Origin of the sequence: Streptomyces sp. NPDC052043 (genome assembly GCF_044548235.1) — a bacterium.
Taxonomy (GTDB): domain Bacteria; phylum Actinomycetota; class Actinomycetes; order Streptomycetales; family Streptomycetaceae; genus Streptomyces.
The window spans coordinates 179,980-196,357 of record NZ_JBIUBT010000005.1 but is presented as its reverse complement, the minus strand read 5'-3'; the positions used below and the strand labels follow the sequence as shown (position 1 = coordinate 196,357).

Here is a 16,378-nt window from a genome sequence, read left to right as displayed (position 1 = left end):
TGTCACTCCTGCCCGGCAGCCGCGGGCTTCTGGCCGGGGAAGACGTCGTTGATCTCGTCCTCGCTCCACCCCTGGCGCGAAATGCGCTGCAGTTCGTCGGTCACCGGCTTGCGGGTGGCCTGGTACACGGCCAGTCCCTCCTTCGGCGACGCGGCCTGGCGCAGGGCGTCGGCGAGCGCGCCGGCGTCCTCGATGGCCGAGTTCGCGCCCTGGCCCTGGTGGTGCAGCATCGAGTGGGCCGCGTCGCCCACGAGGACGACGGAGTCCGAGTGCCAGGTGTCGACCGGGTCGATGTCGTAGACGGCGCGGATGTTGACGGTGTCCATGTCGAGCTCGCGGGTGATGTTCACGAGGCGCTCGTCGAAGCCGGACACGGTCGCCAGGAGGTCGTCCTTGGTGACCTCCGGGTTCCAGGTGCCGTCCGGGCACAGGGCGGTGATGTCGAACGACACCTGGCCGCGGTGGCGCAGCGGCAGCAGGTAGACCTTCGTGCCCCGGCCGATGTACATCCGCAGGTTGTCGTCGACGACCATTCCGTGGGCGGCGTCGACGGGGATGACCGCGCGGTAGGCGTGCTCGCCCGAAAACACCGGGCCCTTCCCGCTGAACAGCTGCTTGCGCACCACCGACTTGATGCCGTCGGCGCCGACGACCAGGTCGGCTTCGACGGTCTTGCCGCCCGCGAAGGTGAGGACGGAGCTGTCCCCCTTGTCCTCGATGCTCTCGAGCTTGTGACCGAGGTGCACCATGCCTTCGGGGAGGACGCCCAGAAGCGCGTCGATGAAGTCGCCGCGGTGGATCAGGTGGGTATGGGTCTGCTCGCCGTCGGCCGGCCACGCCTCTTTCATGATCGGGTCACCGGTGGCCGTGAGAATCTCGAAGTACTCGCTCGGCGAGGTCACCTTCGTGATCGCGTCGAAGATCCCCCACTGGCGGAACCGGTTCATGGTGACGGGACGCAGACCGATACCGGCGCCCACCTCCCGGATCCGGTTGGCCTGCTCGTAGACGTCGACCTCGGCGCCGAGCAGGCTCAGGGCCTTGGCCGCCGCCGCGCCGCCGTATCCCGCTCCGACAATGGCGATCTTCAGGTTCTTCAGGTCAGCGGACTGCATGGTGGTTCTCTCTCTACTTCTGCAGGGTGAGGAAGTCGGCGGGGTTGTCGACGAAGATCGTCTTGATGGCGGCCTCGTCGAGACCGGCGGCGCGGAGGTCCGGGATGAGGTCCTCGAAGAGGTAGTTGACGGTGTGGCCCTTGACGCCCGGCCAGCCCAGCGGGCTGCAGTTGGCGTCGGCGGAGGCGAGGACCTGCGTCAGCCGCCGGCCCCCGTCGATGAACCGCAGGAAGTGGTCCAGCCGCTCCTTGCGGGGCCGGGCCCAGAACGGCGGGTCGGGCAGCTCGGTCTCGTAGCCAAAGGTGTCGAAGCCGATACGGCCGCCCTGCTCCGCGATCCAGACGTCGCGTGTCTTGTCGGCGTTCACGCCGTCGTCGACGTGCCCGAACAGGACGCGGTCCAGGGGAAGGCCCTCTTCGTCGAAGATCGCGATCGCGTTCTCGGCGTCGATCGCGAGGTGGGTCAGGATCGGCACGCCCGTGGTGAGCGAGGCGCGGGCCGCGGCGCGGTAGATGCGCTTGTCCAGGTCCGTCATCCGGCCGCCGCGGCTCACTCCGACCTTGATGACACCGGCGAGGCTGCCGGTGCCGCCGACGCCGACGGTGATCTCGTGGACGAACTGCCGCATCAGGTAGTCCACGTCGGCGTTCGCGAAGTGCGGCAGGGCGGTGTCGCCACCGACGAAGCCGGTGCAGGCGACGATGTGGACGCCTGTCTTCGCGGACAGCGACTTGTAGTAGTCGACGTCACGGCCGTTGCAGATCCCGGTCGCGTCGACGAAGGTGCCGCCGCCGTACTCGTGGAACGCGCGCAGCTTGGGGACGGTCTCCTCGTACCGCTGCTCGGGGGTCTTCCACCACTTGGAGTCCAGTTCGGAGCCGGGCATGCCGTACCCGATGTGCTCGTGGACCGCGACGAGTCCCAGCGCCTCGGCCGGGACCGGCCCGAGGACCGTGTTCACTCTCGACACAACACTCACCTTTGAGTAAGAGACTTGATGGTCGTTCGCGTCGGCGCGCTCAGCGCACCGACAGCAGGTCGCGCGGGTTCTCCACGAGAATCCGCCGCGCGTCCTCGTCGCTGAGACCCTGTGTCTTCAGGAGCGGGACGAAGGTGGCCAGGACGTGGCTGTACGGCAGGTCGTTGCCGGAGTGGCCCTTCGCCACGCCGGTCGCGCTGCTCGACAGCAGGATCCGGTCGGCGAAGCCGGCCTTCACCAGGTCGGCGACCAGAGCGGCACGCTCGGCGTCGGTGACGTGTTCCCCGTCCTCCACGCCGACGTGGTCGAGGGCGACGCAGGCGCCGCGCCGGGCGACCTCGAGGGGTGCTCCGGCGGCGACGGCGTCCTTGCGGTCGAGTCCGCCGACGACGACACGGTCGGCCGCCAGCTTCTCGTCCAGGACGACGTCCAGGTCGTGCAGGGCGTCGCTCCCGTAGCGGATGGAGACCGCGACGCCGGTGCGCAGAGCGGTCCGGGCCGCACCCCGGAACAGGCTCTCGTCGGTCGCGGTCATGCCCTCGCGGGTCGCGGCGGTGGCCACCAGGCCCGCCGCGCCGCGGCGCTCCACCCGCGGGACCACCATGCCCTCGGTGACCTCCTTGGTGAAGAGGTCGGCGAACTTCTCGGCCGGCCACGGCGTCGGTGGGTTGGTCTGCGGCGTGAGGAAGTATCCGCCGAGCAACTCCTCGGGGCCCTGACCCGTCGACGCGACGATGTGCACGCCGGTCGCGCGGGAGAGGGTCTCGTACAGCCGGACGTCCCGGCCGTGGAACATCCCCGTGCTGTCGACGATCGTGCCGCCGCCGTGGGCGCGGAAGTCCTTCAGCTTCGCGGCGAGGGTCTCGAAGATCTCGGCGCGGTCGATGGTGATGTCGAAGGCGTGCTCGGCGCCGGGCACCACCGACAACAGCGCCTCATGGACCGAGACGACACCCAGCTCGGCGGCCGGCACCGGGCCCAGGACGGTGTTCACGGTGTTGCTTTCGACGCTCATGCCTTGCCTCACATGTCCGGTGTGGGGTGCCCACGCACCCTGTGGCTGCGGTCACGGTAGCCATTCGCTTTACACTTCGTCAATAAAACGAGCAGTACGGAAAAATAATTCCCGAAGGGTTGCGCGAACGTAACCGACTGAACGTGACCGACCCCCCGGGCAGAAATGTCGCGTGCATGACACATGCACACGGTGCATATGACGGCATGTAAAGCATTCACTTGTTCGATATGGGGCCAGACACTTCACTGTGGGGCATGAGCACCCCTCCGACCTCCGACATCGACCTCTTCGCCGACGAAGTCGTCCTCGATCCCTACCCCGTCTACGCCGAACTTCGGGAACGAGGCCCGGTCGTCCACCTCCCGGAGAACGACGTCTACGCGCTGACGCGGTACGACGTCGTCCGGGGCGCCCTCGCCGACTGGGAGTCGTTCTCCTCGACCTCGATCGCCTTCAATCCGACGGCCAACGAGGCGCTCACCGGCACCTCGCTCGCGTCCGACCCGCCCGTGCACACCCAGCTGCGCGCCACGCTCACGGAGAACCTCTCCCCGCGTGCGCTGCGCGGTCTCAGGGCCGGGATCGAGACGAAGGCGGACGCCCTCGTCGCCGAGCTCGTCGAGAAGGGCTCCTTCGAGGCCATCGACGCGCTCGCCCGCGCCTTCCCGCTGGAGGTCGTCGCGGACCTGATCGGCTTCACCGGTCACGTGCGCGACAACATGCTCCGCTGGGGACAGGCCGCCATGCAGGTCCTCGGCCCCATGAACCAGCGCACGGCCGAGAACTTCCCCGTCGCCGGCGAGCTCTACGCCTGGTGCTCCCAGGTCAGGGCCGACGACCTCGCCGAAGGGTCCGTGGGCCGCGGCATCTTCGAGGCCGAGGACCGCGGCGCCATCCCCGCGGAGACAGCGGGCCACATCATCCACCAGTACCTCGGGGCCGGCGTCGACACCACCATCGCGGCGATCGGAAACATCGTCGCCCTCTTCGCCCGGCATCCCGACCAGCTCGCCCTGGTCCGCGAGAACCCGTCGCTGGTCCCCGCGGCGTTCAACGAGGTGCTGCGCTTCTGGGCTCCCGTCCACGCCTGGGGCCGACGCGTCACGAAGGACGTCACGGTCGAAGGGGCGGTCGTCCCGGCGGGTGCACAGGTAGCGATCCTGTTCGGCGCCGGCAACCGCGACCCCCGGCACTACGAGAACCCGGACGCCTTCCTCGTCGAGCGCAATCCGGTCGACCACCTGTCGTTCGGCTACGGCCCGCACGGCTGCGCCGGCCAGGGGCTCGCCCGCCTGGAGGCCCACGCCGTGATCGAGGCGCTCTCCCGGCGTGTCGAGCGCCTCGTCGCCGGACCCGAGGTCCGCGTCGCCGGCAACACCACCCGGAGCATCGAGGCACTCCCCGTCCTGGAGGTGATCCCCGCATGAAGATCGTCCTTGACCGCCCCCGCTGTGAGGGCCACGGCCTGTGCGAGGAGGCCGCGCCGCGGCTCATGCACCTCGACGACGAGGGCGAACTGGTCCTGGACCGCGAGGAGGTCGGTGAGGCCGACGCCGCCCTGGCGAACGCCGCCGTCCGTGTGTGTCCGGTCGCGGCGCTGAGGGTCGTATGAGCGCCGGCACCCTGAAGCGCGCCGTCGTCGTCGGCAACGGGATCGCCGGGCTCACCGCGGCCGACACCCTCCGCGAGGCCGGCTTCGACGGCGAGCTGACCATCGTCGGCGACGAACGGCACCCGGCATACAGCCGCCCGGCCCTGTCCAAGGCGCTCCTGCTCGACGGTGACGACATGTCGTCGCACGAGCTGCCGCCGGCCGGCCACGGCGCGAGCGAACTGCTCGGCGTGCGGGCGACCGGCCTCGACCTCGACCGCCGGCTCGTCTCGCTCGACGACGGTACGGCCCTGCCGTACGACCGCGTCGTTCTGGCCACCGGCTCCCGGGCACGACGTCTCTCCGATCTGCCCGGGGAAGTCACCCTGCGCGGGCTCGACGACGCGCTGTCCCTGCGCGGACGGCTGGCGGCCGGGCCGTCGGTCGTCGTGGTGGGCGGCGGCCCGCTCGGCATGGAGATCGCGTCCGGCTGTCTGGCCGCCGGCTGCAAGGTCACGCTCGTCTCCCAGGGCGCGCCGCTGATTCTCCAGCTCGGCCCGTATCTCGCCGACGTGTTCGTCAAGGCCGCGCTGGGCCGGGGGGTCACCATCGTGGAGACCGCGGCGGCCCGGCTCGAGGGAAACGGCCGAAGCGCCCGGGTCGTCCTCGACGAGGGCGGAGTTCTCGAGGCCGACGTGACCCTGACCGCCGTCGGCGACATTCCCAACACGGAGTGGCTCGCCGACTCGGGACTCACCGCCAAGGGCGCCCTCCCGGTCGACGAGCGCGGTCTCGTCCGCCCCGATGTGGCGGCTGTCGGCGATCTCGCGGCCATCCCCACCCCGCAGGGCCTGCGCCGCATCCCTCTGTGGAGCAGCGCGATCGAGCAGGCGAAGGTCGCGGCGCGGGCACTCGTCCGCGGCGACGAGGCTCCACCGTTGCAGTTCCAGCCGTACTTCTGGACGGAGCAGTTCGGTCTGAGTCTGAAGGCGGTGGGCAACCTGCCGGTGGAGGGGGAGCCGGAGTACGTCGACGGAGGGCCCGGCGGCGGTCCGGCGCTGATGCGCTGGTCGCACGAGGACGGCACCGGTGAAGCCGTGGCGCTCAACTACCGGATCCCGATCCCCCGACTGCGCCGGATGACCCGGACGGCAACGTAGGGTTCGCCGCATGAGCACAGAGGAACGGGGCGCCACGGGTTCGGGCCTGGACCGGCTGGCATCGGTCAACCTGAACCTGCTGGTGCCCCTCCTCGCGCTCCTCGAGGAGCGTTCGGTGACCAGGGCCGCGGAGCGGGTCGGTCTGTCCCAGCCGGCCATGAGCCACGCCCTGACGAGAATGCGGCGCATGCTGGGGGACGACCTCGTCGTCCGCCAAGGGAGCGGGGTCACGCTGACCCCGCGCGCACTGGAGTTGGTGGGGCCGCTGCGCAGTGCCCTGCAGCAGACGGCACGCATCGTGAACTTCCCCCTCTTCGACCCCGCGATGGACCGGCGGGTCATCACGGTCGCCATGACGAACAGCACGGCGTTCGTCGTGGGGCCCCGGCTGACCCGGCTCGTCACCGAGCACGCTCCGCACGCCACGCTGCGACTGCGGACGATCACGGTGCCGACCGAGGCGACCTTCACCGATCAGGGCGTCGACGTCGTGCTGATCTCCGAAGGGCACTTCTCGCCGTATCCGCGCGAGCGTCTGTACAACGACCGCTGTGTGGTGGTGGCCTCCCCGGACACCCCACCGGACGTCGGCGCGCTCGAGCTTCTGACGACACAGCCGCACATCGTCGTCGACACCGACCGGCGGGTCTTTCCCTACTCCGTGCTGGAGGACAGGGGCATCCCCTACCGGGTGGGCCAGCTGAGCTCCGACTTCCTGCTGGTGCCCTTCCTGGTCGCCCGCGCCGGCGGCGTCGCTCTCCTGCGCTACCAGGTCGCCGCCGCCATGCGCACGCTCGCGGACCTGCGGATCGAGGAGTTCCCCTTCCCGCTTCCCGGACTCGGGATCGACATGGTCTGGAATCCCCGGCTGGCCGATCAGCACTTCGTCGAATGGCTCCGGGCGCTGCTCTTCGACGTCGCGGCGGGGCTCTGACCCCGGTCAGCTCAGCGACTTCAGGACTCACCGGGACGATCGACGCGCAACGGCCCCGTCTGCCGCCACACCGGGGCACGGCAGACGGGGTCGTGTGCCCGGCCGGGCACCTCTTCCGCCCGACCCACCGTCAGCCGTCGACAGCAGGGGAGCCGGCGTCGCGGCGCAGGCCCACGGCGGCGAGAAGAGTACCCACGAGACACAGAACTGCGGTGACGAGAACGGCGGCGTGCACACCGTTCATGAACGCGTTGCCACTGCCCTCGACGACGGCGGCCCTCAGCTGCGCGGGCATGCCGTCCTCGACCGGCGCCACGCCCATCGCCACGGCGTCCTTCGCCTCCTCGAAGCCATCGGCCGCGGAGGCCGGCAACCCGGCGCCGGTCAGCTCGCCGACGAGCGTGGAGCCCACGCGGCTGCTGATCAGCGAGACCAGCACGGACGTGCCGAGGGCGCCGCCGATCTGCAGTGCGGTGGACTGCAGGCCGCTCGCGACACCGCCGTCCTTGACGGGCGCGTTGCCGACGATCGCGTCCGAGGACGCCGCCATCACCATGCCCACGCCCAGACCGAGCAGCACGAACGGCGGCCACATGACCGCGTACGAGGAGTGCGCGTCCCACGTCAGCATCCACAGGGACGCCACCGCCTCCAGCAACATGCCCAGCGGCATGGACAGACGCGCGCCGAACCGCTCGGTCAGCACCGCACCCAGCGGTGCCGCGACCACGGAGGCCAGACTCAGTGGCAGGGTGCGCACCCCCACCTCGACCGGAGTCAGGCCCCGGACGTTCTGCAGGTACAGCATCAGGAAGAAGATGACGCCGAGCAGCACGAAGAAGTTGATCGCGGTGACGACGGTGCCGATGGTCAGCGCCGGGCTGCGGAACAGCCGCATGGGCAGCAGCGGGTGCCGGACACGGGTCTCGTACCAGCCGAAGAGCACCAGCAGAACCAGGCCGGCGGCGAGGGAACCCAGGGTTCCTCCCGAGGTCCAGCCCCAGCTCTCGCCCTTGATCACACCGAAGACCACGGCCACCAGGCCGAGCGCCAGCAGGGTCACGCCGGGGATGTCGAAGCGGTGGCGGCCGGTGGAGTCCTTGCTCTGCGGCAGTACGAACGCGCTGAAGACCAGGGTCGCGATACCGATGGGCGCGTTGATGTAGAACACGGACTCCCAGTTGACGTGCTCGACCAGCAGGCCGCCGACGACCGGTCCGAGCGCGGTCGAGCAGGAGGCCACCATCGCCCACAGGCCCACCGCCATGCCGAACTTCTCCGGCGGGAAAACCGCACGCAGCAGGCCGAGCGTGTTGGGGATCAGCAGCGCGGCGCAGAGTCCCTGCAGCGCGCGGAAGACGATCACCCCTTCGACGGAGCCGATCAGGCCGATCAGGACGGAGGTCACGACGAAGCCCGCGACCCCGGTCGTGTAGTACGTACGCCGCCCGAACCGGTCACCCAGCTTGCCGCCCAGGATCAGGGCTGCGGCCATGGCGATGAGGTAGGAGTTGGTGACCCACTGCAGGTCCGCGGTGGACGCGTGCAGGGCCCGGCCGATCTCCGGGTTCGCGATCGAGACCACGGACCCGTCGAGGTTGACCATGAAGAGTCCGATCGCGACAGCGATCAGCGTCAGCCACGGACTGGAACGCGGGCCCCGCTCGGTGACCGGTGGGGACGGAGTGGGCAGGGTTGAGTGGTCCACGGTGGTGGAGGGCATGCGGGTGCCTTGTCTGTGGTGAGAACGTCGACAGGTCGACGAGATCGATCAAGGTGTGCGGCACGGGCGAAGATGCGGCGGCGTGCGGCCACCGACGGGGGACGCGCGGTGAGGCGACGGCGCGGTCGACGTGCGGGCTGCGCACAGGACCGGGCGCGCGCCGGAGAACCGGTGCCGGAAGGTCAGTCGGCGGAGTAGAAGCGCCGGGTCAACGCCAGCAGCGCGCCGCAGGCCGAACCGAGGGCGTCCTGCTCTCCGTCGGTGAGGTTCTCCAGCAGACGCGCCATGTGGGCTTCCTTCAGCCCCCGCGCCTCCGCGAGTCGCTCCGTGGCCAGCGCCGTGGGGTGCAGATGAGCGACCCGCTTGTCGACGGCATCCCGCCTGCGCTCCAACAGCCCCAGCTCGGTGAGCTGCGCGACGAGAGCGCTGACGTTGTTCGGCTTCATCAGCAGGGCATCCGCCGCGTCACGGACCGTGATGCCCGCGCGCTCCTCGGCGAGCCGCAGCAGAGCGAGCTGCCCCTCCGGCAGCGTCGGGTGAGGGAAGTCCCGGACCACCCGCCGCTCGAGCGCCCTGTTCAGCGTAGGCAGCACCGCCACGAGGACCGAGGCCACGTGGTCGTTCTGCCGGTCGGCGGCGCTGGAATCGAGCACGCACCGACTATAGGTACGCCAACATACCTATGTCAACATAGGTAAATGCCGGACAGCCAGGCGCAGCAGCCCGCCCTTGCGGCCGCTGTGCCCGCCGGCCCAGGCCGCGGGCACCCACAGCGGTGAGGGAGGCAGCCGCTGCTGATGTCACCGGCGTCCACGGGTGTTCGATCCACTACGGTTACTTTCCGTATCACACAACTAACTCAGCGCACACCCCCTCGCGTGTGTGCAGCCGCCCCGCATTCGCCGGGTTACCCCGAGGGAACAGGGAAGGGAGCAGAGCCGTGTCGATCTCTCGTCGCGATGCCCTCAAGCTGGGTGGCGCTTCCCTGCTGGCCGGGGGCGGTGCCGGTGTGGTCACCGCCTGCGGCTCCAAAGCGCCGTCCAGCGAGTCCGCTGCCGCGGGCACGGCGGATTACACGGTGCGGATCGCGACCGGGCGGGTCGAGCTCGCGCCGGACACGGTCGTGTCCACCACGACGTACAACGGGCAGTTCCCCGGCCCGCTGCTGCGGTTCACCGAGGGCCGCCCGGTCGTGGTCGACGTCCACAACGACACGGGCACGCCCGAGCTGCTCCACTGGCATGGCCAGCGGATTCCCGCCGAAGTGGACGGAGCTTCGGAGGAGGGCACCCCCTTCATCCCCGCGCATGGGATGCGGCGCCTGTCGTTCACGCCCGGGCCGGCCGGTTTCCGCTTCTACCACACCCATGTGGCCGCACATGGTGACCTGACCCGGAGCACGTACACCGGTCAGGTGGGCCCGGTCTACATCGAGCCGAAAGCCGATCCCGGCGCCTACGACCAGGAGGTGTTCCTGACGCTGAAGGAGTTCGAGCCCTCCCTCAGCCACGGCGGGGACATGGCCCAGGACTTCCTGGCCGGCTCCGAGGTGCCGGACCTGAAGCAGCGGGGCGAGAAGGCGATGGCCGAGTCGCTGGCCCGGGGCATGCCGCACGGCAACGAGGTCGGCTACCGCGTCTTCAGCATCAACGGGCGCAAACTGGGCCACGGCCGGCCGATCAAGGTCAGGTCCGGGCAGCGCGTGCTGTTCCACGTCCTCAACGCGAGCGCCACCGAGATCCGCAGCCTGGCCCTGCCCGGTCATACCTTCAAGGTGGTCGCCCTGGACGGCAACCCGGTGCCCCGCCAGGCCAACGTGCCGGTGCTGTGGATCGGCACCGCCGAACGCGTCTCGGCCCTGGTGGAGATGAACCATCCCGGTGTGTGGGTACTGGGAGACCTGGCCGACGACGACCGGAAGAACGGCATGGGCGCCGTGGTCGAGTACGCCGGCCGCACCGGTTCCCCGCAATGGACCGCACCGCCCTCATCCACATGGGACTACCGCACCTTCGCCCATTCCGGCGCCACCGCCCAGCGGCCCGACCACACTTTCGACTTTCTGGTGGAGAAGCGCAACGCCGCCGACAACGGATTCAACATCTGGACCCTCAACGGCGTGCCGTTCAACATGAACACCAACAAGCCGGTGATGGATGTCGAGCACGGCAAGCGGTACCGGATGCGGTTCCGCAACGCCACCGACGACATCCACCCCCTCCACCTGCACCGCCACACCTTCGAGGTCACCCACATCGCCGGCACCCCGACCCACGGTCTGCTCAAGGACGTCGTCATGCTCGGCGGCTACCAGACCGTCGACTTCGACTTCACCGCCGACCAACCGGGCTTGTCCCTCTTCCACTGCCACCAGCAACTCCACATGGACTACGGATTCATGACCCTGCTGCGCTGCACCTGAATCCCCTTCGAGGGGCTGCCAGAGCCGTGAGAGGCACATCGTGGTGGGCGCCGGGCGGCGGTCGAGCGCAACGGCCGCCGCGCCTCCTACCAACTCGACCTGGAGCCGGTGCGACGCATCGGTGAAGACCTTCTTGCCGCGCTGTTCCGTTGACCCGCTCGAGGTGGCCGGGCCACAGGGGTCAGGCAGCCACGTTGTCAGGCCCGCCGGTGGCGAGTTCGGCGGTGTCCTTGACCACCTCGCCCGCCTTCACCACGAGTTCGACGGTGTCCGGGTCGGCGAGTACCGAGATGTCGGCGAGTGGGTCGGGCGCGACCACCACGAGATCGGCGATCTTGCCGACCTCGAGGGTGCCGAGCTCGTCGTCCACGCCCAGCAACCGGGCGGAGTGGCGGGTGCCGGCGACGATGGCGTCGCCCGGGGTCATCCCGAGCTCCACCATGTGCGCGAGTTCCAGCAGGTTGCGGCCGTGCGGGCACACTCCGGCATCGGTGCCGAGCGCGACGTTGACCCCCGCCCGCAGCGCCTTCGACACGTGCTCGCGTGCGATCTCCGACCAGCGCACCTTCTTCTCGTACAGATACGGGGGGACGAGCTTGGGGTCCGGGACACGGAGCGCGGAGCTCAAGGTCGGCACGAGGAACGTCCCCTTCTCCAGCATGAGTTCGATGCACTCGTCGCTGATCGCGTAGCCGTGCTCGACGCTGTCGACTCCACCGCGGACGGCGGCGAGGATGCCGGCGGCCCCCTGCGCGTGGGCGGCGATCCGGCGCCGGCCGGAGTGACGGTCGAGCTCGGCGCGGATGAGCGCCACCTGATCCTCTGTCACACCGAGGTCGTCCGGCTGGTCGGTCGGGCTGGAGACACCGCCGGTGGTGCACACCTTGATGACGTCGGCGCCCGAACGCACCAGCTCGCGCACCGCTGTCAGTACCTGCTCGTCCGTGTCGGCGACGTAAGCCATCCTGCCGCCGAGCTGGGCGCGGGGGGACTGGCCGTTGGGCAGGACCGAGTCGACGTGCCCCCCGGTCGGCGAGATGACTCCCACGGCCAGCTTCACCCGCGGGCCGGTGAGCAGGCCGTCCTCGAGGGCCCGTTTGAATCCGTGGTCGAGGCCGCCGAGGTCGCGGATCGTGGTGACACCGGCAGCCAGTGTGTCGCGCAGCCGCCGCGCCGTCTTCAGTGTCGTGTACGAGCCCGCGTCGGCGAACTGCGCGACCAGGCCCTCCTCGAGGGAAAGTGCCGCGTGCACATGGCAGTCGAAGAAACCTGGCAGGACGGTGCGGCCACCGACGTCGACGGTCCGCAGTGATCGCTGCTCGTCCGGTACGTGCTCCCGCCGCGTTCCGACATGGACCAGGCGGCCGTCGACCGCGACCACCTCGGCATCGGTGAGGGGCGCTGCGCCGGTGCCGTCGATGACGCGGGCGTTGACGAGACGGATACTGCCAGGTTCGTTCACGGAGGGACTCCTCGGCGATGTGCGCGTCTGCGCGTGTGTTCTCGGGTGGTACGTCCGGTTGTGATGCGGAGCAGGTCGCAGTCCAGGCGACCGGGGTGCCCGGTCGGACCGCCGAGTTGCGCGATGGGGGCACCATCAGCTCGATGAAGATCGGAACCACACACCGGTCCGGTGCTCCTGCCCCGCCTGGGTTGGCAGCCACCAGCGTGTGCAGCCCGAGGAGGATTCCTGCAAAGATACGGGAATCCGTCATTCTCTTCGGAGAATGGCTCGCTGGTATCCGAGTGGAGCCGATCAGATGCAGGATTCCGTCACCGAGCTTGATCTGGCGCTCGTCAACGCGCTGCAGGTACGGCCCCGAGCCCCCTGGGTGGAACTGGGCAAGGTCCTCGATGTGGACCCGGTCACCGTCGCCCGCCGCTGGGAGCGGTTGAGCGATGCGGGCATGGCCTGGGTGACCTGCTCCGCGGGACCGGCCGCCGTTCACGGTGCACGGATCGCCTATGTCGAGGTGGACTGCCTCAGCAGGGCTGTTGGTGAGGTCACGCGAGAACTGGCGCACGAGCCGAGCGTCCTCAGCGTTCACCATCTGACCGGTGCCCGCTCTCTCCTGCTGGCCGTCGCATACCAGGCACCAGTCGCCCTGTCGCAGTTCGTGACGGATCGGCTCGGGGGCATGGACGGAATCACCGCCACTCGCACCCACCTGGTCACAGAGATCTACGGCGAGGCCAGCCTGTGGCGGCTGCAATCGCTCGAGCCGGCCCAGCAACGGGCCCTGCTGACCACTGGACCGCCGACGGGGCAGTCCGGCGTCGCCGCAACCGAGCTGAGTGCCAATGAGCGCCGACTCATCCAGATCCTCGCCGCGGACGGCCGGCAGACCTTTGCCACGCTGGCCGGGCGGACCGGTCTCAGCGAGGCCACGGTGCGCCGCCGTGTCAACCGCCTGCTGGCAGGACAGCGGGCCGTACTGCGCTGCGAGGTCGCCCAGGCCGCCTCAGGGTGGCCCTACACCGCCGTGTTGTGGGCCGACACCCCGGCACGGCGATTGGAGGAGAACGGCCGCTCGCTGGCCGCGATACCCGAGATCCGGGCCTGCGCCGCGCTGTCCGGGCCCACCAACCTGCTGCTCTTCGCCTGGCTGCGAGACATCGGTGACCTCTATCGGCTCGAACGGCTGGTCAACCAGCGGTGCCCGGACGTCACCGTGGCCGACCGAACTCTTTGCCTGCGCACGTTCAAGCTGCTGGGACGACTGCTGGACGAGAAGGGCCACAGCATCGGCCACATCCCGATCGACCCGGTCTCCTGGCATTCCTCGGACACCCCGGACACGGCCCCGATGGTGAGCCGCTCAACGCAGGGCGGCTGAAGGTTTCCTGCACAAGCCCCGCCCGGTTGACGCAATGCTGCAAATCCCCTCCGGTTGACGGGCGGACCCTAGCATCGGCCCTCACCGCCACGCGGTCGGCCTGTGCCGTAGGGCAGCAGGACGTCCGGCGGTCCGCCCCTTTTCCCGGCTCGCTCCGGAGGTCCCTCATGCCCGTAGCAGCGCCCCGCCGTGCGCCTGCCACCTCGCCCGGACGTGCTCTGAGCGGGACGGCCGCCAACCTGCGTGCCGGGCGCACGGGCGGGTGTTCCGCCGGGTGGTCGCGGCAGGGGCGCTCACCCCCTCACACCTGTACCTGCAAGCCCAGCGAGCCCCTCACCAAAGGCCTGCGCGGCCGCCTCGCCGAGGGCGGCGGCACAGCCTGGCCCTGCCCACCTGGCCCACCGGCACCCGCAGGCAAGCGGACGGGGCGCCCCGCCCGGTGCAGAGCTCAATCTCACCGCGCCTTGGAATCCTTCCGGCATTCCCGCACTGGCCCTGCCGACGACGAGCTTCGACGCCGAGGACATGCCACCGTCCCTCCGGCGCGTCGTCGCCCCACCCCACGTCGAGGACATCCTGCTCGCCACCGGCGATGCCCACCAGCAGGCCATCAACTGGCCATCGACAGGCACCTGCGCCGCCCGTCCTGGGCCGCGCGGCGCTGCCCACGCCGTTGCCGGACCCCGACGTCGACCGAGCACCGCGCGAGCCGGACTCGGCGGTCATATCGGCGCCGGCGGCCCTCGGTGTCGAGGCCACCCGCACTGACCTGACCACCGTCAGCACCACAGCGGCCTCCCGCGCAGCGGCCGGATCGGCCCTGGAGACCCCAGACCCCGACGGCGAACCCGTCACCATCTTCACCTGCTGACACGGCAGCACCCGCACCGCACCGTCTCACCCCGCCCGCCGCCCGAGCGCGGCCCGCACGCCCCTGGAGTCCCCCGTGTCAAACCCCCCGGTCGTTCCCGCCACCACAAGAGCCGGCGCTGTCAAAGTCACCACCGTTGTCGGCTTCCTCATCGTGATGGAGTTGGTCAGCGGCATCGTCCAGGGCATGATCCCGGTACTGCTGCCCAAGGTGGGCGTCGAACTGCACGTCAGCGCGGGTGACCTCAACTGGGTCAGCTCCCTGCAACTGCTCTCCGCCGCCCTCTCGGTACCGCTCTTCGGACGCCTGGGCGACCTCTACGGCCACCGCAGGCTGCTGCGCGTCGCCGTCCTCTCCCTGGCCGCGGGCTCCGTCCTGGTCGCCTGGTCGCCCCAGTACTCGGTCCTGCTGCTCGGCCGCATCCTCCAGGGCCCGCTGGCCGCACTGCTCCCACTGGAGATCGGCATCGTCCGCGACAAGCTGGACGGCGACGGCGCCAAGCGCGCCATCGGCATGCTGGTCGGCGCCCTCACCTTCGGAGCCAGTGTGGGCCTGATCGCGTCCGGCCTGCTGGCCGAGGTCATCACCGGCGTCCACGGCATCCTGTGGGTACCCGCCCTGGCCACCCTCGCGTGCGCGGTCGTCGTCTTCACTCTGGTTCCGGAGTCCACCACCCGGGCCCAGGCCAGAATCGACTGGGCCGGCGCCGGCCTGCTCAGTGCGGGTCTCGGCGCACTGCTGCTGGCCATCGCCCAAGGTCCCGGGTGGGGTTGGGGCTCCGGTGGCGTCATCGCCCTGTTCGGGGTGGCCGCCCTGACCCTGGCGGCCTGGGGCCTGGTCGAGCTGCGAGCCGAGCACCCGATCGTGGACCTGCGCCTGAGTGTCCGTCGCAACCTGCTCCCCGTCTACCTGGCCAGCTTCGTGCTCGGCGCCGCGCTGTTCGGCTCCCAGACCGCCAGCACCATGTTCATGGCCATGCCCAGGGAAAAGGTCGGCTTCGGCTTCGGCCTGAACACCCTCGGTGTCGGCTGGACAAGCCTGCCGTCCGGCATCTGCGCCTTCCTTGCCGCCACCGTGGTCGCCAGGCTCGGCCGCGGCGTTGGTCAGCGTGCCACCCTCGCCCTGGGCGGCACACTGCTCGCCGTCGGCTACCTGGCGCTGGCGTTCGCCCACGACGAGCCCTGGCAGTTCGTGGCCTCCCGAGTGCTGACGGGCTTCGGCACCGGACTGGCTCTCGGAGCCCTGCCCGCCCTGGTCCTCGACGCCACCCCGGCCGACAGCACCGGCATTGCCACCAGCATCTACAACACGACCAAGACCCTCGGTGGATCCGTTGCCGGCGCTGTCTTCGCGGCGGTACTCAATGCCCTGACCTTCGCTCACACCGCGATCCCCACCGAGCACGCCTACATCGTCGTCTGGGCCTGCTGCGCGGGCATCAGCCTGCTGATCGTCCTCGCCGCTGCGGTCCTCCCCCGGCACCGTGCCCACGATGACCCGGCAGACCGGCCCGCCGTCCCGGCCCTGGCCGACTGACCCTCCGTACCGCCCACCGGCCCGTCGAAGAACCCAGCGACGGCGGCCGGGTGCGCGGGGTCAGCCTCGGCGTGCCGTGCTCGTTCCAGAACGCCACCGCGGCGTCGACGTCCGGCATGTCCGGCGGCGTGATGGTGCGCGAAAGGACGAGGTGACCGCCGGGGGCAGCGCGTCGGGCCCGTCCGCGCAAGG

14 protein-coding genes and 1 pseudogene are annotated in these 16,378 nt (G+C 70.1%); 8 read left to right on the top strand and 7 right to left on the bottom strand.

Features of this window, described 5'->3' with window-relative positions; all coding sequences use genetic code 11:
• Positions 1-2: 2 nt before the first annotated feature.
• The 3 genes from ACIHCX_RS15185 to ACIHCX_RS15175 are packed head-to-tail and all read right to left on the bottom strand — an operon-like array spanning position 3 to position 3,109.
• Positions 3-1,115, bottom strand: a complete 1,113-nt coding sequence (locus ACIHCX_RS15185; RefSeq protein ID WP_400029425.1) for an FAD-dependent oxidoreductase — start codon at positions 1,113-1,115, stop codon at positions 3-5.
• A 13-nt stretch (positions 1,116-1,128) separates the two neighbouring features.
• The gene (locus tag ACIHCX_RS15180; RefSeq protein WP_400029424.1) at positions 1,129-2,085 is read right to left on the bottom strand and encodes a phosphotriesterase; all 957 of its coding nucleotides are present in this window, start codon (positions 2,083-2,085) and stop codon (positions 1,129-1,131) included.
• A gap of 49 nt (positions 2,086-2,134) precedes the next feature.
• Positions 2,135-3,109, bottom strand: a complete 975-nt coding sequence (locus ACIHCX_RS15175) for a phosphotriesterase (protein ID WP_400029423.1) — start codon at positions 3,107-3,109, stop codon at positions 2,135-2,137.
• A gap of 257 nt (positions 3,110-3,366) precedes the next feature.
• Between ACIHCX_RS15175 and ACIHCX_RS15170 the strand changes: the two genes are divergently transcribed.
• The 4 genes from ACIHCX_RS15170 to ACIHCX_RS15155 are packed head-to-tail and all read left to right on the top strand — an operon-like array spanning position 3,367 to position 6,797.
• Positions 3,367-4,539 (top strand): cytochrome P450, encoded by a 1,173-nt coding sequence (locus ACIHCX_RS15170; protein ID WP_400029422.1) that lies wholly within the window; start codon positions 3,367-3,369, stop codon positions 4,537-4,539.
• On the top strand, positions 4,536-4,724 hold the full coding sequence (locus ACIHCX_RS15165) for a ferredoxin (RefSeq protein ID WP_400029421.1): 189 nt from the start codon (positions 4,536-4,538) through the stop codon (positions 4,722-4,724). Before ACIHCX_RS15170 ends, ACIHCX_RS15165 begins: the two co-directional genes overlap by 4 nt.
• Positions 4,721-5,863: an NAD(P)/FAD-dependent oxidoreductase gene (locus ACIHCX_RS15160; RefSeq protein WP_400029420.1), complete on the top strand. Its 1,143-nt coding sequence runs from the start codon at positions 4,721-4,723 to the stop codon at positions 5,861-5,863. Before ACIHCX_RS15165 ends, ACIHCX_RS15160 begins: the two co-directional genes overlap by 4 nt.
• A gap of 10 nt (positions 5,864-5,873) precedes the next feature.
• A complete protein-coding gene (locus tag ACIHCX_RS15155) occupies positions 5,874-6,797 on the top strand; it encodes a LysR family transcriptional regulator (RefSeq protein ID WP_400029419.1) in 924 nt (307 codons plus the stop codon).
• A gap of 130 nt (positions 6,798-6,927) precedes the next feature.
• On the opposite strand, the gene ACIHCX_RS15150 is transcribed toward ACIHCX_RS15155, so the two are convergent.
• Positions 6,928-8,520 carry an MFS transporter gene (locus tag ACIHCX_RS15150; RefSeq protein ID WP_400029418.1) on the bottom strand — a complete coding sequence of 531 codons (1,593 nt, stop codon included), beginning with the start codon at positions 8,518-8,520 and terminating at the stop codon, positions 6,928-6,930.
• 182 nt (positions 8,521-8,702) lie between these two features.
• Positions 8,703-9,173: a MarR family winged helix-turn-helix transcriptional regulator gene (locus ACIHCX_RS15145; protein WP_400029417.1), complete on the bottom strand. Its 471-nt coding sequence runs from the start codon at positions 9,171-9,173 to the stop codon at positions 8,703-8,705.
• A gap of 287 nt (positions 9,174-9,460) precedes the next feature.
• Here ACIHCX_RS15145 and ACIHCX_RS15140 point away from each other — a divergent pair, with 287 nt between their 5' ends.
• Positions 9,461-10,942: a multicopper oxidase family protein gene (locus tag ACIHCX_RS15140; protein ID WP_400029416.1), complete on the top strand. Its 1,482-nt coding sequence runs from the start codon at positions 9,461-9,463 to the stop codon at positions 10,940-10,942.
• A gap of 181 nt (positions 10,943-11,123) precedes the next feature.
• Here ACIHCX_RS15140 and ACIHCX_RS15135 read toward each other — a convergent pair whose 3' ends face one another.
• A complete protein-coding gene (locus tag ACIHCX_RS15135) occupies positions 11,124-12,404 on the bottom strand; it encodes an amidohydrolase family protein (RefSeq protein ID WP_400029415.1) in 1,281 nt (426 codons plus the stop codon).
• A gap of 298 nt (positions 12,405-12,702) precedes the next feature.
• Here ACIHCX_RS15135 and ACIHCX_RS15130 point away from each other — a divergent pair, with 298 nt between their 5' ends.
• From ACIHCX_RS15130 to ACIHCX_RS15120, 3 genes are all read left to right on the top strand, one after another.
• Positions 12,703-13,779, top strand: coding sequence for an Lrp/AsnC family transcriptional regulator (locus tag ACIHCX_RS15130; RefSeq protein ID WP_400029414.1), 1,077 nt, complete (start codon positions 12,703-12,705; stop codon positions 13,777-13,779).
• Between the two features lie 592 nt (positions 13,780-14,371).
• On the top strand, positions 14,372-14,650 hold the full coding sequence (locus ACIHCX_RS15125) for a hypothetical protein (protein ID WP_400029413.1): 279 nt from the start codon (positions 14,372-14,374) through the stop codon (positions 14,648-14,650).
• 75 nt (positions 14,651-14,725) lie between these two features.
• Positions 14,726-16,186, top strand: coding sequence for an MFS transporter (locus tag ACIHCX_RS15120; RefSeq protein WP_400029412.1), 1,461 nt, complete (start codon positions 14,726-14,728; stop codon positions 16,184-16,186).
• 20 nt (positions 16,187-16,206) lie between these two features.
• Here the strand turns inward: ACIHCX_RS15120 and ACIHCX_RS15115 are convergent.
• Positions 16,207-16,352 (bottom strand): annotated as a pseudogene (locus ACIHCX_RS15115) (SAM-dependent methyltransferase); the annotation flags it as partial.
• Positions 16,353-16,378 lie beyond the last annotated feature (26 nt).

Coding starts and splice junctions, on each gene's coding strand:
- ACIHCX_RS15130 (WP_400029414.1), top strand. CDS start 12,703: ATGCAGGATTCCGTCACCGAGCTTGATCTGGCGCTCGTCAACGCGCTG.
- ACIHCX_RS15150 (WP_400029418.1), bottom strand. CDS start 8,520: ATGCCCTCCACCACCGTGGACCACTCAACCCTGCCCACTCCGTCCCCA.
- ACIHCX_RS15125 (WP_400029413.1), top strand. CDS start 14,372: ATGCCCACCAGCAGGCCATCAACTGGCCATCGACAGGCACCTGCGCCG.
- ACIHCX_RS15170 (WP_400029422.1), top strand. CDS start 3,367: ATGAGCACCCCTCCGACCTCCGACATCGACCTCTTCGCCGACGAAGTC.
- ACIHCX_RS15165 (WP_400029421.1), top strand. CDS start 4,536: ATGAAGATCGTCCTTGACCGCCCCCGCTGTGAGGGCCACGGCCTGTGC.
- ACIHCX_RS15185 (WP_400029425.1), bottom strand. CDS start 1,115: ATGCAGTCCGCTGACCTGAAGAACCTGAAGATCGCCATTGTCGGAGCG.
- ACIHCX_RS15160 (WP_400029420.1), top strand. CDS start 4,721: ATGAGCGCCGGCACCCTGAAGCGCGCCGTCGTCGTCGGCAACGGGATC.
- ACIHCX_RS15175 (WP_400029423.1), bottom strand. CDS start 3,109: ATGAGCGTCGAAAGCAACACCGTGAACACCGTCCTGGGCCCGGTGCCG.
- ACIHCX_RS15155 (WP_400029419.1), top strand. CDS start 5,874: ATGAGCACAGAGGAACGGGGCGCCACGGGTTCGGGCCTGGACCGGCTG.